General features: G+C 71.3%; 21 protein-coding genes. 2 read left to right on the top strand and 19 right to left on the bottom strand.

All coding sequences use genetic code 11. The annotated features are described in order from the left end of the window. Positions 1-13 precede the first annotated feature (13 nt). Complete coding sequence (gene fmt / locus IE107_RS12270) at positions 14-946, bottom strand: methionyl-tRNA formyltransferase (protein WP_189543754.1); 933 nt, start codon at positions 944-946, stop codon at positions 14-16. A gap of 229 nt (positions 947-1,175) precedes the next feature. On the opposite strand from fmt, the gene IE107_RS12265 reads away from it, so the two are divergent. Continuing rightward, entirely contained in the window at positions 1,176-1,715 is a 540-nt protein-coding gene (locus IE107_RS12265; protein ID WP_189543753.1) for a hypothetical protein, read from the top strand. 64 nt (positions 1,716-1,779) lie between these two features. Here IE107_RS12265 and IE107_RS12260 read toward each other — a convergent pair whose 3' ends face one another. The 14 genes from IE107_RS12260 to pyrR all read right to left on the bottom strand — a co-directional run bounded on the left by IE107_RS12260 (position 1,780) and on the right by pyrR (position 18,394). Further along, positions 1,780-3,924 carry a primosomal protein N' gene (locus IE107_RS12260; protein WP_189543752.1) on the bottom strand — a complete coding sequence of 715 codons (2,145 nt, stop codon included), beginning with the start codon at positions 3,922-3,924 and terminating at the stop codon, positions 1,780-1,782. A 128-nt stretch (positions 3,925-4,052) separates the two neighbouring features. Next, positions 4,053-5,261 carry a methionine adenosyltransferase gene (gene metK, locus IE107_RS12255; protein WP_189543751.1) on the bottom strand — a complete coding sequence of 403 codons (1,209 nt, stop codon included), beginning with the start codon at positions 5,259-5,261 and terminating at the stop codon, positions 4,053-4,055. A 242-nt stretch (positions 5,262-5,503) separates the two neighbouring features. After that, a complete protein-coding gene (gene coaBC / locus IE107_RS12250) occupies positions 5,504-6,706 on the bottom strand; it encodes a bifunctional phosphopantothenoylcysteine decarboxylase/phosphopantothenate--cysteine ligase CoaBC (protein ID WP_189543750.1) in 1,203 nt (400 codons plus the stop codon). 132 nt (positions 6,707-6,838) lie between these two features. Further along, positions 6,839-7,111, bottom strand: a complete 273-nt coding sequence (gene rpoZ, locus IE107_RS12245; protein ID WP_003970369.1) for a DNA-directed RNA polymerase subunit omega — start codon at positions 7,109-7,111, stop codon at positions 6,839-6,841. 88 nt (positions 7,112-7,199) lie between these two features. After that, the gene (gmk, locus tag IE107_RS12240) at positions 7,200-7,817 is read right to left on the bottom strand and encodes a guanylate kinase (RefSeq protein WP_189543749.1); all 618 of its coding nucleotides are present in this window, start codon (positions 7,815-7,817) and stop codon (positions 7,200-7,202) included. A gap of 38 nt (positions 7,818-7,855) precedes the next feature. Further along, a complete protein-coding gene (locus IE107_RS12235; RefSeq protein WP_014157387.1) occupies positions 7,856-8,179 on the bottom strand; it encodes an integration host factor in 324 nt (107 codons plus the stop codon). A 244-nt stretch (positions 8,180-8,423) separates the two neighbouring features. Then, positions 8,424-9,263 (bottom strand): orotidine-5'-phosphate decarboxylase, encoded by an 840-nt coding sequence (gene pyrF, locus IE107_RS12230; RefSeq protein ID WP_189543748.1) that lies wholly within the window; start codon positions 9,261-9,263, stop codon positions 8,424-8,426. After that, positions 9,260-10,369 carry a quinone-dependent dihydroorotate dehydrogenase gene (locus IE107_RS12225; protein ID WP_189543747.1) on the bottom strand — a complete coding sequence of 370 codons (1,110 nt, stop codon included), beginning with the start codon at positions 10,367-10,369 and terminating at the stop codon, positions 9,260-9,262. The genes pyrF and IE107_RS12225 overlap by 4 nt, the downstream gene beginning before the upstream one ends. A 56-nt stretch (positions 10,370-10,425) precedes the next feature. Then, positions 10,426-13,734 carry a carbamoyl-phosphate synthase large subunit gene (gene carB, locus IE107_RS12220; protein ID WP_189543746.1) on the bottom strand — a complete coding sequence of 1,103 codons (3,309 nt, stop codon included), beginning with the start codon at positions 13,732-13,734 and terminating at the stop codon, positions 10,426-10,428. Then, positions 13,727-14,869 (bottom strand): glutamine-hydrolyzing carbamoyl-phosphate synthase small subunit, encoded by a 1,143-nt coding sequence (gene carA / locus IE107_RS12215; protein ID WP_189543745.1) that lies wholly within the window; start codon positions 14,867-14,869, stop codon positions 13,727-13,729. Before carA ends, carB begins: the two co-directional genes overlap by 8 nt. After that, positions 14,866-15,444, bottom strand: a complete 579-nt coding sequence (locus IE107_RS12210; protein ID WP_189543744.1) for a PH-like domain-containing protein — start codon at positions 15,442-15,444, stop codon at positions 14,866-14,868. The genes carA and IE107_RS12210 overlap by 4 nt, the downstream gene beginning before the upstream one ends. Further along, positions 15,441-16,727, bottom strand: coding sequence for a dihydroorotase (locus tag IE107_RS12205; protein ID WP_189543743.1), 1,287 nt, complete (start codon positions 16,725-16,727; stop codon positions 15,441-15,443). Before IE107_RS12205 ends, IE107_RS12210 begins: the two co-directional genes overlap by 4 nt. A 2-nt stretch (positions 16,728-16,729) precedes the next feature. Next, positions 16,730-17,716: an aspartate carbamoyltransferase catalytic subunit gene (locus tag IE107_RS12200; RefSeq protein ID WP_189543742.1), complete on the bottom strand. Its 987-nt coding sequence runs from the start codon at positions 17,714-17,716 to the stop codon at positions 16,730-16,732. Positions 17,717-17,809: 93 nt separating this feature from the next. After that, the gene (gene pyrR / locus IE107_RS12195) at positions 17,810-18,394 is read right to left on the bottom strand and encodes a bifunctional pyr operon transcriptional regulator/uracil phosphoribosyltransferase PyrR (RefSeq protein WP_072484539.1); all 585 of its coding nucleotides are present in this window, start codon (positions 18,392-18,394) and stop codon (positions 17,810-17,812) included. A 220-nt stretch (positions 18,395-18,614) separates the two neighbouring features. On the opposite strand from pyrR, the gene bldD reads away from it, so the two are divergent. Continuing rightward, a complete protein-coding gene (gene bldD / locus IE107_RS12190) occupies positions 18,615-19,115 on the top strand; it encodes a transcriptional regulator BldD (protein ID WP_014044812.1) in 501 nt (166 codons plus the stop codon). Between the two features lie 207 nt (positions 19,116-19,322). Here bldD and nusB read toward each other — a convergent pair whose 3' ends face one another. The 4 genes from nusB to IE107_RS12170 all read right to left on the bottom strand — a co-directional run bounded on the left by nusB (position 19,323) and on the right by IE107_RS12170 (position 22,410). Beyond that, positions 19,323-19,754: a transcription antitermination factor NusB gene (nusB, locus tag IE107_RS12185; RefSeq protein ID WP_072484538.1), complete on the bottom strand. Its 432-nt coding sequence runs from the start codon at positions 19,752-19,754 to the stop codon at positions 19,323-19,325. A 2-nt stretch (positions 19,755-19,756) separates the two neighbouring features. Continuing rightward, complete coding sequence (gene efp / locus IE107_RS12180; protein ID WP_189543741.1) at positions 19,757-20,323, bottom strand: elongation factor P; 567 nt, start codon at positions 20,321-20,323, stop codon at positions 19,757-19,759. A gap of 50 nt (positions 20,324-20,373) precedes the next feature. Then, on the bottom strand, positions 20,374-21,480 hold the full coding sequence (locus IE107_RS12175) for an aminopeptidase P family protein (protein ID WP_189543740.1): 1,107 nt from the start codon (positions 21,478-21,480) through the stop codon (positions 20,374-20,376). 105 nt (positions 21,481-21,585) lie between these two features. Beyond that, positions 21,586-22,410 carry a Pro-rich N-terminal domain-containing protein gene (locus IE107_RS12170; RefSeq protein WP_189543739.1) on the bottom strand — a complete coding sequence of 275 codons (825 nt, stop codon included), beginning with the start codon at positions 22,408-22,410 and terminating at the stop codon, positions 21,586-21,588. Positions 22,411-22,507 lie beyond the last annotated feature (97 nt).

Here is a 22,507-nt window from a genome sequence, read left to right as displayed (position 1 = left end):
GTGGGGCAGGGCCTCAGACCCCCAGCAGCTCGCCGTGGGCGATCCGCACCCCGCGGGCCCAGTCCGCGGCCCGCATCGGCTTCTTGCCCTGCGGCTGGACCCAGAGCAGCTCGACGGCGTGCGATCCGGTGCCCACGTAGACGTTGTTCTTGGCGGCGGACAGCTCGCCGGGCGCCAGATCTGCGCGGTCCAGGACGGGCACCGCCTGGATCAGCTTCAGCCGTTCTCCCCGGAAGAGCGTCCAGGCCCCGGGAGCGGGGGTGCAGCCGCGCACCACGCGGTCGACCCGCAGTGCGGGCGCCGACCACTGCACCTGGGCGTCCTCGACGGTGATCTTCGGGGCGAGGGTGATGCCCTCGGCCGGCTGCGGCACGGCGTGCAGCGTGCCGTCCTCGATGCCGTCCATGGTCGCGGCGAGCAGCCCCGCGCCGGCGAACGCCAGCCGGGTGAGCAGGTCGCCACTGGTGTCGGTGGGGCGCACCTCCTCGGTGAGCACGCCGTACACCGGGCCGGAGTCGAGCCCCTTCTCGATCAGGAAGGTCGATGCGCCGGTCACCTCGTCCCCGGCCATGACCGCGTGCTGCACGGGGGCCGCACCGCGCCAGGCGGGCAGCAGCGAGAAGTGGAGATTGACCCAGCCGCGGGCGGGTACGGCGAGCGCCTCCTCGGGAAGCAGCGCCCCGTAGGCGACGACCGGACAGCAGTCCGGGGCGATCTCCCGCAGCCGGGCGAGGAAGTCCTCGTCGCGCGGCCGGGCGGGCTTGAGCACCTCGATGCCGGCCTCCTCGGCCCGCTCGGCGACCGGGCTGGCGACCAGTCGGCGGCCCCGCCCGGCTGGGGCGTCGGGCCGGGTCACGACGGCGGCCACCTCGTGCCGGTCGGAGGCGATCAGGGCGTCCAGGGCGGGTACGGCTACCTCGGGGGTGCCGGCGAAGACGAGCTTCATGGGTGGCTGACTGCCTCTCGGGCCGGAACGTGCGGTGACGAGCAACGCATAAGTCTATGGGGCGGGCGGCCGGGGGGCGTACGCATGAGTGTGCGCCCCTTGGAAGGGTGCACGCGCCCCTGCAGCGTGACCAGATCCGCAGCTGAGGCGTTGGTCAAGAGAGATTGACCGAAGCGGGCCGCCACGGTGCGGCCCGATCCCTTTCAACGCCGGTTCGAGAGGCTTCTTCATGGCCGACCACGCAACCCACGACGCCCAAGCGAGGGCCAGTCTGCATCTGTTGGTGCGGGACATCGAGCGGGTCCGGCGGCAGGTGGACGCGCTGCGCACGCTCACCGCCCAACTGGGCAACGTCTACCGTCCGCGCCGCTCCGGCCCGTCCACGGGCTTCGTCGTCTACGGCAGGGCCCCGGCCCCCACCGTCAGGCTGGCCCAGGAACTGCGCGACAGCGTCGAGACCCTGGTCACCGCCGCGGTCGACTTCGACCGCTCGCTGGGCTTCTCCTGGGACGCGGTGGGCTCCGCGCTCGGGGTCACCAAGCAGGCCGTGCACCGCCGCTACGGCGCACGGCGCAACGCCCGGCAGCCGGGGGCGGCCGAAGCCGCCGGGGAGAACGCGGTGCCTCGCGCCCTGCCCGGCGTGCCCGGCCCCGGCAGCACGCCCGCCGTACCCGCCGCACGCTCCATGCCGCCGCAGCCGTCGCTGGACCGCCCGGCACGGCGCGAGGATCTGCGCCCCGGCGCCTTCCCCGGCCCGCGCAACGGCTGACCCACCCGTCCACCACTGCCCCGCCGCACCCGACGCGCGGCGGGGCAGCCTCATGTCCGCGCCGTCACCCGATGTCCAGCGGATCCACCCTGATCCGGACCTGCTCACCGCTCCCCCGGGACATCCGCGCCGCCTGCGCGGCCTTCAGCGCGGCCGCCAGTGCCGCCCCGCTGCCCGGCGGCACCCGGAGCAGCGCCCGCTCCCAGGGCTCCCCCGGCGGTGCGTCCCCGGGCCTGCGGGGCCTGCCCGATCCGCCGGCCGGCACCGGGACCGGGCCCAGCACCTCGGCCTCCGGCGGCAGCTCGGCCGCCGCGAGAAAGGCGGCCAGCGCCGGGGGGGCGCCCGTCACCGAGGCCATCCGGGACACCGGGGGGAAGCCCAGCTCGGCCCGCTCCGCGAGCTCACGGCGGGCGTGACCGACCGGGTCCCAGCGCACCAGGGCCTGGACCGGCCGCAGTGTCGGCTCGGCGACGACCACCACCGTGCCGCCCTCCGGCTGCCCCCGCACCAGCGAGGCCGCGGCCGTCCACCGGCGCAGCGCCTCCTCGCCCGCCCGCAGATCGGGCCGGCCGACCATGGCCCAGCCGTCCAGCAGCAGCGCGGCCGCGTAGCCGCCCTCGGCCACCGGCTCGGCGCCGGGAGTGCTGACGACCAGTGCGGGCGCGTCCGGCACCGAGTCGAGGATGTGATCGCGGCCGGAGGTCCGCACCGGGACGGCGGGGAATGCCCGGCCGAGCTCCTCGGCCGTACGCCGGGCGCCGACTATCTGGGCCCGCAATCGGCTGGAACCGCAGGCGACGCAGTGCCAGGCGGTCTCGGCCCGCCCGCACCAGGCGCAGTCGAGCCCCTGCTGGTCGGGCGCCTGGAGCGGTCCGGCGCAGTGCCGGCACCGGGCAGGCTCGCGGCAGCGCACGCAGGCCAGCCGGGGCGCGTAGCCGCGGCGTGGCACCTGGATCAGGACGGGGCCGCTGCGCAGCCCGTCCCGTACCGTCTGCCAGGCCAGGCTGGGCAGCCGCGCGGCCCTTGCGGCACCGTCCCGCGCCAGCTCGCCGTCGCCGACCGTACGCACCAGGGGCGCCGCGATCCGCAGCTGCTCCCGGTCCGCGCGCAGCGGCAGCGCCCAGCCGCTCTCCACCAGCTGGGCGGCCTCCACCGTGCAGTTCGTACCGCCGAGCAGGAAGGCGCACCGGCCGTGCGCGGCCCGCAGTTCGAGCACCTCCCGCACGTGCGGGAAGGGGGCGTTGTCGTCGCTGTGGCTGGTGTCCCCGTCGTCCCAGACGGCGACCAGGCCGAGATCGGCGACCGGGGCGAACATCGCCGCTCTGGTCCCCACGACCGCCCGTACCGAGCCGCGCCGCACCGCGAGCCACTCCCGGTACCGCTTCTCCGGCCCGGAGTCGGCGGTCAGCAGCGCGTGGCGCCCCGGGCCGAGCAGGCCGGTGAGCGCGGCGTCCACCCGCGCCGCGGCCCGGCCGTCGGGGACGACGACGAGGGCGCCGCGCCCGGACGCGAGGGTCGCGGCCATGGCTCTGGCGATCTCCTGGGGCCAGTGGGGTCCTGGCAGCGCGGTCCAGACGGCCCGGGGCGCCCCGCCCTCGGCCAGCGCCCGCAGGAATGCCGGCCCCTGCGCGTACCGCTCCCAGCTCCCCGCCGACGGCGCGGGCGGTGGTGGCAGGGGCTCGGGCGAGGGCCTGGACTCGGCCTTGCCGTTCCGGGGCGGCACGGCGAGCTGGAGCACGTCGGCGAGGCTGCCCGCGTACCGGTCGGCGACGGCTCGGGAGAGCGCGAGCAGCTCCGGCCCCAGCACCGGTTCGGGTGAGACCACATAGGCGAGCGCCGCGAGGGCGCCCGTGTAGTCCGATTCGGCGCGCCGCTCGACGAGGAAGCCGTCGATCAGCCCGCCGCCCTCGCGCCGGCCGCCGCGCACATTGCGCCCTCCGGCCCCGAAGCGCACGCGTACCCGCACTCCGGGCTGTGCCTCGGCGTCCAGCTCCTCGGGCACCGCGTAGTCGAAGTACTGGTCGAGATGGAGCGCTCCCTTGTTGACCAGCACCCGGGCGACGGGCAGCTCCTTGGCGAGCGCGGCGCCGCGCCAGGTCCGCGGCTTGGCCCGCGGCACCTTCGCCTTGCGCACCGTCTCCCGGATCAGCGCAAGCTGCTCCGGGGCCCCGTCGCCGGGATCCGCGGATCGCTCGTTGTCGCTGCTCACAGCCAAATTCCTACCAGAAACCACTGACAGCGGCCCCGTCGAGGCAGCACCGGCGGCCGCACATACCGGGGCCCGGACACCATGTGCGGTGTCCGGGCCCCGGCAAACGGACGGAAGTGGCGGCGGACCTACAGCCCGGCGGCCGCGCGCAGCGCGTCCACGCGGTCGGTGCGCTCCCAGGTGAAGTCGGGCAGCTCCCGGCCGAAGTGGCCGTAGGCCGCGGTCTGGGCGTAGATCGGGCGGAGCAGGTCGAGGTCGCGGATGATCGCGGCCGGGCGGAGGTCGAAGACCTCGCCGATGGCGTGCTCGATCTTCTCGGTGTCGACGGCGGCGGTGCCGAACGTCTCGACGAACAGACCGACCGGCTCCGCCTTGCCGATCGCGTACGCGACCTGCACCTCGCAACGGGCGGCGAGGCCCGCGGCGACGACGTTCTTGGCGACCCAGCGCATGGCGTACGCGGCCGAGCGGTCCACCTTCGACGGGTCCTTGCCCGAGAAGGCGCCGCCGCCGTGGCGGGCCATGCCGCCGTAGGTGTCGATGATGATCTTGCGGCCGGTCAGACCGGCGTCACCCATCGGGCCGCCGATCTCGAAGCGCCCGGTCGGGTTGACCAGCAGCCGGTAGCCGTCGGTGTCGAGCTTGATGCCGTCCTCGATCAGCTGGCCGAGCACGTGCTCGACGACGAACTCGCGGATGTCGGGCGCGAGCAGCGAGTCGAGGTCGATGTCGCTGGCGTGCTGCGAGGAGACGACGACCGTGTCGAGACGGACGGCCTTGTCGCCGTCGTACTCGATGGTGACCTGGGTCTTGCCGTCGGGGCGCAGGTACGGGATGGTCCCGTTCTTGCGGACCTCGGAGAGCCGGCGGGAGAGACGGTGCGCGAGGTAGATCGGGAGCGGCATGAGCTCGGGCGTCTCGTCGCAGGCGTAGCCGAACATCAGTCCCTGGTCGCCGGCGCCCTGCTTGTCGAGCTCGTCCTCGTCGCCCTCGACCCGCTTCTCGTACGCGGTGTCGACACCCTGCGCGATGTCGGGAGACTGCGCCCCGATGGACACCGAGACACCGCAGGAGGCGCCGTCGAAGCCCTTCTTCGAGGAGTCGTAACCGATCTCCAGGACCTTGTTGCGTACGAGGGTCGGAATGTCGGCGTAGGCCTTGGTCGTGACCTCACCCGCAACATGCACCAGACCGGTGGTGATCAGGGTCTCGACGGCGACGCGGGACCGGGGGTCCTCGCGGAGCAGTGCGTCGAGAATGGTGTCGCTGATCTGGTCAGCGATCTTGTCGGGGTGACCCTCGGTCACGGATTCCGAGGTGAAGAGACGGCGGGACACATCGCTCCCTGGGGTTGCAGCGGCTGCTGGCTGATCATTTGGCGGACGGCCGGGAGCTGCGCCCGGCACGATCCGGGCCCAGTTTATCGGTCGCTTTCGTTCGGCGGACAACATGTCTCGCCCTTTGGGAGTTCTGTGACCTGCGGCACGGCCCTCCGACGCGGGTCGCACCGCCATGGAGAATGCCATTTACGCCCATATTTCAAGGGTTTCGGACCGGGTGCGGGCGTGGCACGCGAATTTCATCCGAGACGCGACGACACGAGATCCCAGACCGTGTCGGCGAGCGCTTCCTTGGGCCCGTACGGCACCTGGGTCTCACCGCCGTCGGCCGCGAGCACGACCGCCTCGTTCTCCTCGGAGCCGAAGGTCCGGCGCTCCCCCACCTCGTTGACGACGAGGAGATCGCAGCCCTTGCGACGGAGCTTCTCCCGGCCGTTGGCGAGGACGTTGTCGGTCTCGGCGGCGAATCCGACGACGATCTGCTCCGGCCGGGCACGTTCGCCGGCCACCTCGGCGAGGATGTCGGGGTTGCGGACGAGCGTGATGGGCGCGGGCTCCTGGCCGTCCTTCTTCTTGATCTTCCCCGTGGCGTACTCGGCGGGGCGGAAGTCGGCGACCGCCGCGGCCATCACGACCACGTCGGCGTCGGCGGCGGCCTTCAGCACGGCCTCGCGCAGCTGCACGGCGGTCCCCGCGTGCAGGACGTCGGCGCCGGCCGGGTCGGGCAGTCCGGTGTTGGCCTCGACGAGGGTGACCCGGGCGCCGCGGGCGACCGCGGTACGGGCCAGGGCGTAGCCCTGCTTGCCGGAGGAGCGGTTGCCGAGGTAGCGCACCGGGTCGAGCGGTTCGCGCGTACCACCCGCGCTGATGACCACATGGCGGCCGGCCAAGTCGGGTTCGACGGGTCCGCGGGCCAGCACCCGGCGGCAGACCTCGAAGATCTCCCCCGGATCGGGCAGTCGGCCCTTGCCGGTGTCGACGCCGGTGAGCCGGCCGACGGCGGGCTCGATGACGACGGTGCCCCGGCGACGCAGGGTGGCGACGTTCTCCTGGGTGGCGGGGTGCTCCCACATCTCGGTGTGCATGGCGGGCGCGAGGACGACCGGACAGCGGGCGGTGAGGAGCGTGTTGGTGAGCAGGTCGTCCGCGAGGCCGTGGGCCGCCTTGGCGAGCATGTCGGCGGTGGCGGGGGCCACGACCACCAGGTCGGCGCCCTGTCCGATCCTGACGTGCGGCACCTCGTGGACGTCCTTCCAGACCTCGGTGGAGACCGGGTGACCGGAGAGCGCCGACCAGGTGGCCGCTCCCACGAAGTGCAGCGACGACTCGGTCGGCACGACACGCACGTCGTGACCGGACTCGGTCAGCCGGCGCAGCAGTTCGCACGCCTTGTACGCGGCGATGCCCCCGCTGACCCCCAGAACGACCTTCGGCTTGTCCACTGCGTCTCCCCGCACTCGGATACGAACACCCCCATGCTGCCTCACCGGGGCCGGTCCGAGGCTGCCGCCCCGGACACACCTCAGGCCCGGCAGCCGTGGCCGCCGGGCCTGAGGTGAAGGTGCAATTCCTGCTTACTGCGCGGGGCCCTCGATGGCCTCGGAGGTGAGCAGGCCCGCGTTGATCTCGCGGAGCGCGATCGAGAGCGGCTTCTCGTGCACGTGCGTGTCGACGAGCGGACCGACGTACTCCAGGAGACCCTCGCCGAGCTGCGAGTAGTACGCGTTGATCTGGCGCGCGCGCTTGGCGGCGTAGATCACGAGGCTGTACTTCGAGTCGGTGGCCTCGAGGAGCTCATCAATCGGCGGGTTGATGATGCCCTCGGGCGTGGTGATGGAAGAGGACACTCTCTGCCTTCCGAAGGGGGATCAAAGAAATCTTTGACGGTGCGGAGATCATGGTGCGGAGATCCGCGGTGGCTGTGCGCCGACTTCGTCAGTCGCCGTCGGCACGTTGGCCGGAAACCTCCAGCATCAAGGCTAGCAGCTCACGGGCCACGTCCTCGACCGAGGTGTTGACCAGCGTCGTATCGAACTCGGCCTCGGCGGCCAGTTCGACCCTGGCGGCGCCGAGCCGGCGCTCGATCACATCGGGCGCCTCGGTCCCGCGGCCGGTGAGCCGGCGGACCAGCTCCTCCCAGCTCGGCGGGGCCAGGAAGACCAGCTGCGCGTCCGGCATCGACTGCCGGACCAGCCGGGCGCCCTGAAGGTCGATCTCCAGCAGCACCGGTTCGCCCGCCTCCAGGCGGTCGAGCACGGCACGGCGGGGCGTGCCGTAGCGGTTGCCCGCGAATTCGGCCCACTCCAGCAGTTCGCCGTTGGCGATCAGCTTGTCGAACTCCTCGTCGTCCACGAAGAAGTAGTGGACACCGTTGCGCTCACCGGGGCGCGGCCTGCGGGTCGTCGCCGACACCGAGAGCCAGACCTCGGGGTGGACCTTGCGCATATGAGCGACGACCGTGCTCTTGCCGACCCCGGAGGGGCCGGAGAGCACGGTCAGCCGCGGACGTACGTCCGGGGGTACGGGGGACGTCCCCCGGGATGTTGCAGCCATGGAGCGATTATCCAGGTTCTCAGGAGTGCCTGAGAACGTCAGGCGGCACTGCCGCCGAACTCGCGCTCCAGGGATGCGATCTGGTTGGAGCCGAGACCCCGGACCCGGCGGCTCTCGGAGATGCCGAGCCGCTCCATGATCTGCTTGGCGCGGACCTTGCCCACGCCCGGCAGGGACTCCAGGAGGGCGGAGACCTTCATCTTGCCGATGACGTCGTTCTCCTGGCCCTGCTTGATGACCTCGTGGAGGGAGGCGCCGGAGTGCTTGAGTCGATTCTTGACCTCGGCCCGCTCCCGGCGAGCCGCGGCGGCCTTTTCGAGCGCGGCTGCGCGCTGTTCAGGGGTAAGGGGCGGAAGAGCCACGCCTACGTCACCTCGGATGTCGATCTGTCGGATACGGACCGGTGAGGAAGCTGAACGCTCCACACCAGGTGAGCGACGGACCACTTGTGTACGTCGGCTCTCGTCGGAGACTAGCGGCCAAGGCCGCCGGAGTCAGCGAGAACCAACGAAAAGTCCTGGTCAGCCTCGGCCGACCAGGACATTTCAGGCATAACAACCGAGTTTTTTGGTCAGGAAAGAGTCAACACCCTGTTACGTGGCATAGTCACCTACCTGCCACGGCCGCCCGGATCTCGTCCGTGAGCCGCTCGGCGGCCTCGCGCAGCCCCGCCACGTCCGGCCCCTGGCTCAGCACACCGCGGCTCACGCTGGGCACCACATGGCCCACCGAGGCACCGAACACACCGGGCAGGTCCGCGGGCGTCGCGCCCTGCGCCCCGATCCCGGGAGCGAGCAGCGGGCCGTTGATCGCCAGGTCCGCTCCCGCGTCCCCGAGCGTGGCCCCGACCACCGCGCCGACGGAGCCGAGCGGGGTCATCCCCTCGTTCTCGGCCGCCATGTGGTCGAGCATGACCTGGGCCAGCGAGCGGCCGTCGGCGGCGGTGGCCCGCTGCACCTCGGCGCCCTCCGGGTTGGAGGTGAGGGCGAGCACGAAGACGCCCGCGCCGGACAGGACCGCGGCGTCGAGCGCCGGGCGCAGCGAACCGAAGCCGAGGTACGGCGAAACGGTGACCGCGTCCGAGAACAGCGGTGAGTCCTTGTCCAGGTAGGTCGCCGCGTAGGCGCCCATGGTGGAGCCGATGTCGCCGCGCTTGGCGTCCATCAGCACGAGCGCGCCGGCCGCCCGCGCCTCCGCGACCGCCTTCTCCAGGACGGCGATGCCGCGCGAGCCGAAGCGCTCGAAGAACGCGGACTGCGGCTTGAGTACCGCGACCCGGTCGGCCAGCGCCTCCACGACCGTACGTGTGAAGCGTTCGAGCCCGGCGACGTCGTCGTTCAGGCCCCAGGCGGTGAGCAGCGAGGCGTGCGGGTCGATGCCGACGCACAGCGGACCGCGGGTGTCCATGGCGCGGCGCAGACGCGCGCCGAACGGTTCGGTGCTCATGCGGTGGCCTTCCTGGTTTCTGCGCCGACGGCTTCGGCGAGGGTGGCGTACGGGGAGGCGGCCAGGCGCGCGGCCAGGCCCTTGTGGATGGCACGGGCGTAGAACGGCCCCTCGTAGATGAAGGCGCTGTAGCCCTGGACCAGCGTGGCGCCGGCGAGGATGCGCTGCCAGGCGTCCTCGGCGTTATCGATGCCCCCGACACCCACCAGGGTGATCCGGTCGCCCACGCGCGCGTAGAGGCGGCCCAGCACCTCCAGGGAGCGTGCCTTGAGAGGTGCTCCGGAGAGTCCGCCGGTCTCCCCGGTCAGGGTCGGCGAGGACTTCAGGCCGAGGCCGTCGCGGGCGATGGTGGTGTTGGTCGCGATGATGCCGTCCAGACCCAGCTCGACCGCGAGGTCGGCGACCGCGTCGACGTCCTCGTCCGCGAGGTCCGGGGCGATCTTGACGAGCAGCGGGACCCGCCGCCCGGTGACGGTCCGGTCGGCCGCCTCGCGCACCGCGCCGAGGAGGGGCCGCAGCGCCTCGGTGGCCTGGAGGTTGCGCAGCCCCGGGGTGTTGGGCGAGGAGACGTTCACGACCAGGTAGTCGGCGTGGGCGGCCAGGTGCTCGGTGGACTTGACGTAGTCGCCGGCCGCTTCGGCCTCCGGCACGACCTTCGTCTTGCCGATGTTGACGCCGACCGTGGTCCGGAAGACCGGCCTGCGGGCGGCCAGCCGCGCTGCGACGGCGGCCGAGCCCTCGTTGTTGAAGCCCATGCGGTTGATCAGCGCGCGGTCCGCGACGAGGCGGAAGAGGCGCTTCTTGGGGTTGCCGGGCTGCGGCTCACCGGTGACCGTGCCGATCTCGACGTGGTCGAAGCCGAGCATCGACATGCCGTCGATCGCGACGGCGTTCTTGTCGAAACCGGCGGCGAGGCCGAAGGGGCCGTGCATCCGCAGACCGAGGGCCTCGGTCCGCAGCTCCTTGTACCGGGGCGCGAGCACGGCGGCGACGAAGGTGCGCAGCACGGGAATGCGGGCGGCGAGGCGGATCCACCGGAAGGCCAGGTAGTGGGCCTGCTCCGGGTCCATCCGCTGGAAGACCAGCCGGAAGAAGAACTTGTACATCGGGAGTGTCCTCACAGAGAGGGGGACACCGTTTCCGGTGTCCCCCTGCCGGTCTGCTAGTCGCGGGCCGCGGTCAGATGTTCCGCGTGTTCCTGGAGGGAACTGACGCCGACGCCCCCGTGGGTGAGCGCGTCGATGCCCTGGACGGCGGCGGCGAGCGCCTGGACCGTCGTCAGGCACGGCACGGACCGGGCCACGGCCGCGGTACGGATCTCGTAGCCGTCGAGGCGGCCGCCCGTTCCGTACGGCGTGTTGACGATGAGGTCGACCTCGCCGTCGTGGATCAGCTGGACGATGGTCTTCTCGCCCTGCGGGCCCACGCCCTCGGACTGCTTGCGCACGATCGTGGCGTTGATGCCGTTGCGCTTGAGGACCTCGGCGGTGCCGGAGGTGGCGAGCAGCTCGAAGCCGTGGGCGACGAGTTCGCGCGCCGGGAAGATCATCGAGCGCTTGTCGCGGTTGGCGACCGAGATGAAGGCGCGGCCCTTGGTGGGCAGCGGGCCGTAGGCGCCGGCCTGCGACTTGGCGTACGCCGTGCCGAAGACCGAGTCGATACCCATGACCTCACCGGTGGAGCGCATCTCCGGGCCGAGGACGGTGTCGACGCCGCGGCCGTGGATGTCGCGGAAGCGCGACCACGGCATGACGGCCTCCTTGACGGAGATCGGCGCGTCCATCGGGAGGGTGCCGCCGTCACCGTTCGCGGGGAGCAGGCCCTCCGCGCGCAGCTCGGCGATGGTCGCACCCAGCGAGATGCGGGCGGCGGCCTTGGCGAGCGGGACCGCGGTCGCCTTCGAGGTGAAGGGCACCGTGCGCGAGGCGCGCGGGTTGGCCTCCAGGACGTAGAGGATGTCGCCGGAGAGCGCGAACTGGATGTTGATCAGCCCGCGTACGCCGACGCCCTTGGCGATGCCCTCGGTGGAGGCCCGCAGCCGCTTGATGTCGTGACCGCCGAGCGTGATCGGGGGCAGTGCGCAGGCGGAGTCGCCGGAGTGGATTCCGGCTTCCTCGATGTGCTCCATGACGCCGCCGAGGTAGAGCTCGGTGCCGTCGTAGAGCGCGTCGACGTCGATCTCGATCGCGTCGTCGAGGAAGCGGTCGACCAGGACCGGCCGGGTGGGGCTGATCTCGGTGGACTCGGCGATGTACGAGGAGAGCCTCGCCTCGTCGTACACGATCTCCATGCCGCGGCCGCCGAGCACGTAGCTGGGGCGTACGAGGACGGGGTAGCCGATCTCGTCGGCGATGCCCTTGGCCTCGTCGAAGGTGGTGGCCGTGCCGTGCTTCGGGGCCGGGAGCCCGGCCTCGGCGAGGACGCGGCCGAAGGCGCCGCGGTCCTCGGCCGCGTGGATGGCCTCCGGGGAGGTGCCGACGACCGGCACGCCGTTGTCCTTGAGCGCCTGCGACAGGCCCAGCGGGGTCTGGCCGCCGAGCTGGACGACGACACCGGCGACCGGGCCGGCGAGCGTCTCCGCGTGCACGATCTCCAGCACGTCTTCCAGCGTCAGCGGCTCGAAGTACAGGCGGTCGGAGGTGTCGTAGTCGGTGGAGACGGTCTCCGGGTTGCAGTTGACCATCACGGTCTCGTAGCCCGCGTCGCTCAGCGCGAAGGAGGCGTGGACGCAGGAGTAGTCGAACTCGATGCCCTGGCCGATGCGGTTGGGGCCGGAGCCGAGGATGATCACCGCGGGCTTGGTGCGGGACGCGACCTCGCTCTCCTCGTCGTAACTGGAGTAGAAGTACGGCGTCTTCGCGGCGAACTCGGCGGCGCAGGTGTCGACCGTCTTGTAGACCGGGCGGATGCCCAGCGCGTGCCGCACCTCGCGCACGACGTCCTCGCGCAGGCTGCGGATGTCGGCGATCTGGGCGTCGGAGAAGCCGTGCCGCTTGGCCTCGGCGAGCAGCTCGGGGCCGAGCTTGTCGGCGGCGGCGAGCTCGTCGGCGATCTCCTTGATCAGGAAGAGCTGGTCGACGAACCAGGGGTCGATCCTCGTGGCATCGAAGACCTCTTCCTGGGTGGCGCCGGCCCGGATCGCCTGCATGACGGTGTTGATCCGGCCGTCGGTCGGGCGGACCGCCTCGGCCAGCAGCTCGGCCTTGTCGCCGGGCTCACCGGTGAAGGCGAACTGCGAGCCCTTCTTCTCCAGCGAGCGCAGCGCCTTCTGGAGCGCCTCGGTGAAGTTCCGGCCGATCGCCATGGCCTCGCCCACCGACTTCATGGTGGTGGTGAGGGTGGAGTCGGCGGAGGGGAACTTCTCGAAGGCGAACCGGGGGGCCTTGACGACGACGTAGTCGAGGGTCGGCTCGAAGGAGGCCGGGGTCTTCTCGGTGATGTCGTTGGGGATCTCGTCGAGCGTGTAGCCGACGGCCAGCTTGGCGGCGATCTTGGCGATCGGGAAGCCGGTGGCCTTCGAGGCGAGCGCCGAGGAGCGGGAGACGCGCGGGTTCATCTCGATCACGATGATCCGGCCGTCGGCCGGGTCGACGGCGAACTGGATGTTGCAGCCGCCGGTGTCGACGCCGACCTCGCGGATGATGGCGATGCCGATGTCGCGCAGCCGCTGGTACTCGCGGTCGGTGAGCGTCATCGCCGGGGCGACGGTGATCGAGTCGCCGGTGTGGACGCCCATCGGGTCGAAGTTCTCGATGGAACAGACAACCACGACGTTGTCGTGCTTGTCGCGCATCAGCTCCAGCTCGTACTCCTTCCAGCCGAGGATGGACTCCTCCAGGAGCACCTCGGTGGTCGGCGAGAGCGTGAGGCCCTGTCCGGCGATGCGGCGCAGCTCGTCCTCGTCGTGCGCGAAGCCGGAGCCGGCGCCGCCCATGGTGAAGGACGGGCGGACGACGACGGGGTAGCCGCCGAGCGCCTCGACGCCTGCGAGGACGTCGTCCATGGAGTGGCAGATGACCGAGCGGGCGGACTCGCCGTGGCCGATCTTGGCGTTCACGGCCTCGACGACGCCCTTGAAGAGGTCGCGGTCCTCGCCCTTGTTGATGGCCTCGACGTTGGCGCCGATGAGCTCGACGCCGTACTTCTCCAGGACACCGTTCTCGTGCATGGAGATCGCGGTGTTGAGCGCGGTCTGGCCGCCCAGGGTCGGGAGCAGCGCGTCGGGGCGCTCCTTGGCGATGATCTTCTCGACGAACTCGGGGGTGATCGGCTCGACGTATGTGGCGTCGGCGATCTCCGGGTCGGTCATGATCGTCGCAGGGTTGGAGTTCACCAGGATGACGCGCAGGCCCTCGGCCTTGAGGACGCGGCAGGCCTGGGTTCCGGAGTAGTCGAACTCGGCGGCCTGCCCGATGACGATCGGGCCGGAGCCGATGACCAGGACGGACTGGATATCGGAGCGCTTAGGCACGCTGGCCCTCCATCAGGGATACGAAACGGTCGAAGAGGTACGCGGCGTCGTGCGGGCCCGCGGCTGCTTCGGGGTGGTACTGGACGCTGAAGGCCGGCTGGTCGAGGAGCTGGAGCCCCTCGACGACCTGGTCGTTCAGGCAGACGTGGGAGACCTCGGCGCGGCCGAACTTCGTCTCGGACACCTTGTCGAGCGGGGCGTCGACGGCGAAGCCGTGGTTGTGCGCGGTGACCTCGACCTTGCCGGTCGTGCGGTCCTGCACGGGCTGGTTGATGCCGCGGTGGCCGTACTTCAGCTTGTAGGTGCCGAAGCCGAGGGCGCGGCCCAGGATCTGGTTGCCGAAGCAGATGCCGAAGAGCGGGGTCCTGCGCTCCAGGACACCCTGCATGACGGAGACCGGGTGGTCGGCGGTGGCCGGGTCACCGGGGCCGTTGGAGAAGAACACGCCGTCGGGCTCGACCGCGTACACCTCCTCCAGGGTGGCAGTGGCGGGCAGCACGTGCACCTCGATGCCGCGCTCGGCCATCCGGTGCGGGGTCATGCCCTTGATGCCCAGGTCGATCGCGGCGACGGTGAACTTCTTGGTGCCGATCGCGGGGACGACGTACGTCTCCTTGGTGGCGACCTCGGCGGAGAGGTCGGCACCCACCATTTCGGGGGCCTGCCGGACCCGGGCCAGCAGCGTGGCCTCGTCGGCAACCGCGTCACCGGAGAAGATGCCGACGCGCATGGCGCCGCGCTCGCGCAGGTGGCGGGTGAGCGCACGGGTGTCGATGCCGCTGATGCCGACGACGCCCTGGCGCTCCAGCTCCTCGTCCAGCGAGCGCCGTGAGCGCCAGTTGGAGGGCACCCGGGCGGGATCGCGGACGACGTAGCCGGAGACCCAGATCCGTCCGGACTCGGGGTCCTCGTCGTTCACCCCGGTGTTCCCGACGTGCGGGGCGGTCATCACGACGACCTGGCGGTGGTACGAGGGGTCGGTCAGCGTCTCCTGGTAGCCGGTCATGCCGGTGGAGAACACCGCCTCGCCGAAGGTCTCCCCCACGGCCCCGTAGGCGCGGCCGCGGAAGGCGCGGCCGTCCTCCAGGACGAGTACGGCGGGAGCTTTGCCGGCTCCCCGGGTGGAGATCGTCATCGTGCGGTGCCTTCCGTAGTTCTGGTGAGTTGGTCGATGGCCTCGACCCAGGCCGGGTGCTCGGCCGAGTGGTCGGAGCGGAAGCCGGAGTCGATCAGCTTGTCGCCGTGGGCCCAGGTGATGATCAGCAGGCCGCCCTCGGGGAGGACCTTGCCTGCGATGCCCTTGTCGAGCCGGGCCTCGCGCAGTGCGGCGGCCGGCACGAAGAAGTCGGCCGCCCCGGGGCGTACGACGTCGAGGCCCTGCTCGGTCAGGGTCAGCTCGACGCGGCTGCGGGTGCCGAGGCCGTGGGCCACGATGCGGTCGAGCCACTGCCCGGCGGTGGTCGAGGCGTGGTACCGGCCGGTCAGCGTGAGCAGCTTCTCGCCGTCCGCGAACCCCTCGGGGGTGGCGGCGAGCTCCGGCAGGCCGGACTGGAGGCTGCCCCGCCACTTCCATCCCTGGCGCATCAGCCAGTAGACGAAGGCGATCAGGACCAGCAGTCCGACGACCCAGCTGATCCGGGCGGACCAGTCGGTCACCTCGGCCGACTTCTGCTCGGCAGCGAGTTGGTACAGAGGGGTGAGTGATGTCACGCGAGCTTCCCGTCGACGACCGTGGCACGGCCCCGCAGGAAGGTGTGGGTGACTCGGCCCGGCAGCTCGCGCCCCTCGTACGGAGTGTTGCGGCTGCGGGAGGCGAAGCCCGCGGGGTCCACGACACCACGGTAAGCCGGATCGACCAGGGTGAGGTTGGCGGGTTCGCCCGCCGCGACGGGCCGGCCGTGTCCGTCGAGCCGGCCGATGGCGGCCGGACGGAACGACATTCGGTCGGCGACACCCGCCCAGTCGATCAGTCCGGTGTCGACCATCGTCTGCTGGACCACGGACAGTGCGGTCTCCAGGCCCACCATGCCCATGGCGGCGGCGGCCCACTCGCAGTCCTTGTCCTCGTGCGGGTGCGGGGCGTGGTCGGTGGCGACGCAGTCGATGGTGCCGTCGGCGAGCGCCTCGCGCAGGGCCATGACGTCGGCCTCGGTGCGCAGCGGCGGGTTCACCTTGTAGACCGGGTTGTAGGAGCGTACGAGCTCATCGGTGAGGAGCAGGTGGTGCGGGGTGACCTCGGCGGTGACGCTCCAGCCCTTGGACTTGGCCCAGCGGACGATCTCGACGGAACCTGCGGTCGACAGGTGGCAGATGTGCACCCTGGAGCCGACGTGGGCGGCGAGCAGGACGTCGCGGGCGATGATCGACTCCTCGGCGACGGCGGGCCAGCCGCCGAGGCCGAGTTCGGCGGAGACGACGCCCTCGTTCATCTGGGCGCCCTCGGTGAGGCGGGGCTCCTGGGCGTGCTGGGCGACGACGCCGTCGAAGGCCTTCACGTACTCCAGCGCGCGGCGCATGATCACCGCGTCATCGACGCACTTGCCGTCGTCGGAGAAGACCTTCACTCCGGCGGCCGAATCGTGCATGGCGCCGAGCTCGGCGAGCTTCCTGCCCTCCAGGCCGACCGTGACGGCGCCGATCGGCTGCACGTCGCAGTAGCCGGACTCCTTGCCGAGCCGCCACACCTGCTCCACGACACCGGCGGTGTCGGCGACCGGGAAGGTGTTGGCCATGGCGTGCACGGCGGTGAAGCCGCCGACGGCCGCCGCTTTGGTACCGGTGAGGACGGTCTCGGAGTCCTCGCGGCCGGGCTCGCGCAGGTGGGTGTGGAGGTCGACCAGGCCGGGCAGCAGGATCTGGCCCCCGGCCTCGACCACGCTCGCGTCACCGGCCTCGATGCCCGTGCGGACCGCGGCGATGGTCTCGCCGTCGATGAGGACGTCCTGGGGCTCGCCGCCGAGGATCTTCGCGCCGCGGATAAGGATCTTGCTCATGGTTACTTGTTCTCCTCGGTACGGGACGGGGCGGCGGGGGCGGCGGATTCGTACCCGCCCAGCAGCAGGTACAGGACGGCCATGCGGATCGAGACGCCGTTGGCGACCTGCTCGACGGCCGTGCACCGGTCGGAGTCGGCGACCTCGGCGGTGATCTCCATGCCACGCACCATCGGACCGGGGTGCATGACGACGGCGTGTGCGGGCATCTTCGCCATCCGGTCGCCGTCCAGGCCGTAGCGGCGGGAGTACTCGCGCTCGGTCGGGAAGTACGCGGCGTTCATCCGTTCGCGCTGCACACGCAGCATCATCACCGCGTCGGACTTCGGCAGCACCTCGTCGAGGCCGTAGCTGACCTCGCAGGGCCACTGCTCGACACCGACCGGAACGAGGGTCGGCGGGGCCACCAGGGTGACGTGGGCGCCGAGCGTGTTCAGCAGGTGGACGTTGGAGCGGGCCACCCGGCTGTGCAGGATGTCGCCGACGATGGTGATCCGGCGGCCTTCGAGGTCCCGGCCGAGCCCGCTGTCGGCGCCGACCAGGCGGCGGCGCATCGTGAAGGCGTCCAGCAGGGCCTGGGTGGGGTGCTCGTGAGTGCCGTCACCGGCGTTGACGACGGCGCCGTCGATCCAGCCGGAGGTGGCGAGGCGGTACGGGGCTCCGGAGGCGCCGTGCCGGATGACGACGGCGTCCGCGCCCATCGCCTCCAGGGTCAGCGCGGTGTCCTTGAGGGACTCGCCCTTGGAGACGGACGAGCCCTTCGCGGAGAAGTTGATGACGTCGGCGGACAGGCGCTTGGCGGCTGCCTCGAAGGAGATGCGGGTACGGGTCGAGTCCTCGAAGAAGAGGTTGACGACGGTACGGCCGCGCAGGGTCGGGAGCTTCTTGATCGGCCGGTCCGCGACCCTGGCCATCTCCTCGGCGGTGTCGAGGATCAGGACGGCGTCGTCGCGGGTGAGATCGGCGGCCGAGATGAGGTGGCGCTTCATCTGGGTGTTCTCCGGGGGCTGGAGGGTTCAGGCATGCGGGCGTGCGGAAGCGGCCGTACGGACTCGTGGTGGGGCCGTACGGGCGTGGTGGGGCTACTGCTCGCCCGTCGGGGCGGTCCGCTCGACACCGAGCAGCACGGCGTCCCGGCCGTCCTCCTCGGCGAGCTGGACCTTGACCGTCTCCCGCAGCGACGTGGGGAGGTTCTTGCCGACGTAGTCGGCACGGATCGGGAGTTCGCGGTGCCCGCGGTCGACGAGGACCGCGAGCTGCACCGCGCGGGGCCGGCCGATGTCGCCCAGGGCGTCGAGCGCGGCGCGGATCGTGCGTCCCGAGAAGAGGACGTCGTCGACCAGGACGACCAGGCGGCCCTCGATGCCCTCGCCGGGGATGTCGGTGCGGGCCAGGGCGCGCGCCGGGCGCAGCCGCAGGTCGTCGCGGTACATGGTGATGTCGAGGGAGCCGACCGGCATCTTCCCGCCGGTGATCTCTTCGAGTTTTTCGGCGAGCCGGCGGGCGAGAAAGACGCCTCGCGTCGGAATGCCGAGGAGCACCACGTCGTCGGCGCCCTTGGCGCGTTCGACGATCTCGTGGGCGATCCGGGTCAGTACCCGGGCGATGTCGGGAGCCTCCAGCACGGGGCGTGCCGCATTGCCGGTGGCTTCATGCTGTGCGTCCATAAGAAACGGACCTCCTTCTCCGCCTCACGGGACGGACCTTAAAGGACGTCGAAATTGCGTCAATCAGATTACCAGGGCTTGCACCGGCCTCCGATCCACCCCCGGGAGGTGCCGGTCCGGACCATTCGGCTTGACGCATCCAAGTAACGCTGCGTAACCTCACAGTGAGTTACCAGCAACGCGGCGGAGCCGCGAAATGTCCCAGCGTCCGGGGAGCCTTATGTCCAGCGAATACGCAAAACAGCTCGGGGCCAAACTCCGTGCCATCCGCACCCAGCAGGGCCTCTCCCTCCATGGCGTGGAGGAGAAGTCCCAGGGCCGCTGGAAGGCCGTTGTCGTCGGTTCGTACGAGCGCGGCGACCGTGCCGTGACCGTGCAGCGCCTGGCCGAGCTCGCGGACTTCTACGGGGTCCCGGTGCAGGAGCTCCTGCCCGGTACGACGCCCGGAGGGGCCGCCGAGCCGCCGCCGAAGCTGGTCCTGGACCTGGAGCGGCTCGCCCACGTCCCGCCGGAGAAGGCCGGTCCGCTGCAGCGCTACGCGGCGACGATCCAGAGCCAGCGCGGTGACTACAACGGCAAGGTGCTCTCGATCCGCCAGGACGACCTGCGCACACTGGCCGTGATCTACGACCAGTCGCCGTCGGTGCTCACGGAGCAGCTGATCAGCTGGGGCGTGCTGGACGCCGACGCGCGTCGCGCCGTGGCCCACGAAGAGGGCTGAGGCCCCGCTGAAGAAACGTGCCGCCGTGTTCGGTGCGGGTTCACTCCTTCGGGTGACCGCACCGGCACGGCTTTTTCGTATGCGGCGGTTCCTTTTTCGTATGCGCCGGTTCCTGCGCGGTGGCGGTGGGTACCGGTCCGCCGCATGCCGAAGGGCCCACGGTCCGCGCAGACCATGGACCCTTCGTCGGCTGAACGCCGCCGTCGGCTACTGCTCGCGGCGGAGGTTCGGCTTGAGGTCCTTGAAGCGGGCCAGCAGCCCGTTCACGAAGGACGGGGAGTCGTCGGTGGAGAACTCCTTGGCGAGCTGGACCGCCTCGTCGATCACCACCGCGTCCGGGGTGCCGTCCACCCAGATCAGCTCGTACGCACCGAGCCGCAGGATGTTCCGGTCGACGACCGGCATGCGGTCGATCTCCCAGTCCACCGCGTAGGTCACGATGAGGTCGTCGATCCGGTCCGCGTACTGCGCGTACCCCTCGACGAGCTCCATCGTGTACTCGGTGACCGGCGGCTGACGGTTGTCGGCCCGCGAGTGCCGCACCCAGTCCGCGAGGACCGTCTGCACGGACTCGCCGCGCTGGTCGGCCTCGAAGAGGATCTGGAAGGCACGCTTGCGGGCCTTGTTCCGGGCAGCCACGGTTAGCTGTTCACCCGGCCGAGGTAGTCGCCCGTGCGGGTGTCGACCTTGATCTTCTCACCCGTGGTGATGAAGAGCGGGACGCCGATCTCGTAGTCGGTCTCCAGCGTGGCGGGCTTGGTGCCACCGGTGGAGCGGTCGCCCTGGACACCGGGGTCGGTGTGCTTGACGGTCAGCTCGACGGCGGCCGGCAGCTCCACGAAGAGCACCTCGCCCTCGTGCTGCGCGACCGTGGCCTCGAAGCCCTCGATCAGGAAGTTCGCGGCGTTGCCGACGACCTTGCGGTCGATGTGCAGCTGGTCGTACGTCTCCATGTCCATGAAGACGAAGTAGTCGCCGTCCATGTACGAGAACTGCATGTCGCGCTTGTCGACAGTGGCCGTCTCGACCTTGACGCCGGCGTTGAACGTCTTGTCGACGACCTTGCCGGAGAGCACGTTCTTGAGCTTGGTGCGCACGAAGGCCGGGCCCTTGCCGGGCTTGACGTGCTGGAACTCGACGACGGACCAGAGCTGGCCTGCGTCGAGCTTGAGTACCATGCCGTTCTTGAGGTCGTTCGTGGAAGCCACGGTTGCGGAATCTCCTGGACTGAAGCTGGTGGAACGGCCGAGGATGCGCGCTAGAGCGCGAGCAGCTCCTTGGTCGTAATGGTGAGTAGCTCGGGTCCGCCGTCCGCCTCGGGGCGCACGACGAGCGTGTCATCGATCCGGACACCTCCCCGGCCGGGGAGGTGGACCCCCGGTTCGACGGTGACCGGCACGCAAGCGTCCAGTTTACCCATGGCCGCAGGTGCCAGCTGCGGGTCCTCGTCGATTTCGAGCCCCACCCCGTGCCCGGTCCAGGGTGCCAGCCCCCCGCCGTGCCCCGCGGAGTCCAGGAGATACCGAGCCGCACGGTCCACATCGCGGTAGGCGGCGCCCGGTACGAGAGCCTCGCGCCCGGCCCGCTGAGCGGCGAAAACCAGGTCGTAGAGGTCGATCTGCCAGTCGGCGGGCGTCGTCCCGATGACGAACGTGCGGCCGATCTCGCAGCGGTAGCCGCGGTAGTTCGCGCCCAGGCAGACGGAGAGGAAATCTCCTTCCTCGACCCGGCGGTCCGAGGGGCGGTGGCGGCCCTGCCCGGAGTTCGGTCCGGTGGCGACGGAGGTGGCGAAGGCGGGTCCGTCGGCGCCGTGGTCCACCAGACGGCGCTCCAGCTCCAGGGCGAGATGCCGTTCGGTGCGGCCGACCAGAATGGACTCCAGGAGCTCGCCCAGGGCCTGGTCGGTGATCTCGGCGGCGATCCGCAGACAGGCGATCTCCTCCTCGTCCTTGACCACGCGCAGCTGCTCGACGGTGGCACCGAGATCGGCCAGCCCCAGCCCCGGGGCGACCGAACTCATGGCCCGGTGTCGGGAGACCGTCAGATGGTGTTCCTCGACAGCGAGGGACTCCGCGCCCGAGGAGGCCGCCAGATCGGCGGCCGCGACCACCGGATCGCCGTCGGGGCCCGGCAGCAGGGAGAGCCGCAGATGTTCGTCGGTGCGGCCGTCGGCGGGATCACCGCTCGGGTCACGGGGGGCGAGCAGGACGTCCCCGCCGGGTCCGAGCAACAGCACGGCACCCGGGGGCGCCCCACCCGCGAGATAGCGGACGTTGGCGGGGCGGGAGACCAGAGCGGCCGCGGATCCGACGGCGGCGCACCGGTCGCGGAGCAGCTGGCGGCGGACGGCGTACACCTCTGACATGTCACGAGCCTACGAGCGGTGGCGCGGGCCTGCTCGGTCAGCGCCTCCGACCGGGGGGCGGCCGCCGGTCCCGGCACCGGGCCGGGCGCATCGCCGGCGGGTGGTTCACCAGGCCGGAGGGCTGGCTATGGAACGGGCGAGTATGTCGTCCAGGACGCGAGCGGTGGTCTCCACGTCGTACGTCGAGTTGTCGATGATCGGCAGGCCGGAGCCGTACCAGCCGGCCATCCTGCCGTGGATCCTGGCGACCTCCTCGTCCGAGAGGCGGCGGTTCCCACTGCGGGCGGCGTTGCGCTCCAGCACGATCTCCAGGCCGGGCAGCAGGACGACGGGCAGGAGCCCGGGGCCGACATGGCGCTTCCAGCCGCCGAGGCCGACGACCGGCCGGTCGGGGAAGACGGCATCGTCGAGGATGCAGGAGATGCCGTTGGCGAGGAAGTTGCGCGCCGCGAAGCCACAGGTGCGGCGGGCCAGGCGGTACTGGGCCTCGGAGTGGTCGTTCCACCCGGACTGCGGGTCGGCGAAACCGGAGCAGACCCATTCGCGGACGTCGTCGAGGCTGACATGGGCGGTGGGGACCCGGCGGCGGCTGGCCCAGAGCTTGGCCACGGTGGTCTTGCCGGCGCCTGCGGGACCGATCAGAAGGACGGCCAGGGTCGCGCTGCCGGTGCCGGGATCGGCGGGCGGTGCGGGCAGCGGGACGGGGCCGCCGGGCGGCAGCTGGACGTGTCCCGTGGTCTCCCTGGAGGGAGGCGGCCCCGGGGCATGGTGCGGGGCCGCCTCCCTCCAGGCGCCGGGCGCGGGGGGGCTGGTGGGCGGCGGCCCCGGCGGACCGGGGTGGCCGGGGTGCTGGGCCTGGTGCGACCAGCCGACAGGTCCGTTTCCGGGGCCTTGGGGCGGCGGCAGCGGGGCCCCCACTGCGTGCTGCATCCGGTGCCACTCCGTCTCGTACAGGCAACTGGCGCTGGTGGAACGGCAACCGTACCGTCCCCGGCCGCCGCTGGGACAACGGTCGGGGACGCGCCAC

The sequence above is a fragment of the Streptomyces gelaticus genome (assembly GCF_014649535.1).
GTDB classification, from domain to species: Bacteria; Actinomycetota; Actinomycetes; order Streptomycetales; family Streptomycetaceae; genus Streptomyces; species Streptomyces gelaticus.
Note: the sequence above shows the minus strand (reverse complement) of the source record. Positions and strands in the feature narration are given on the sequence as shown.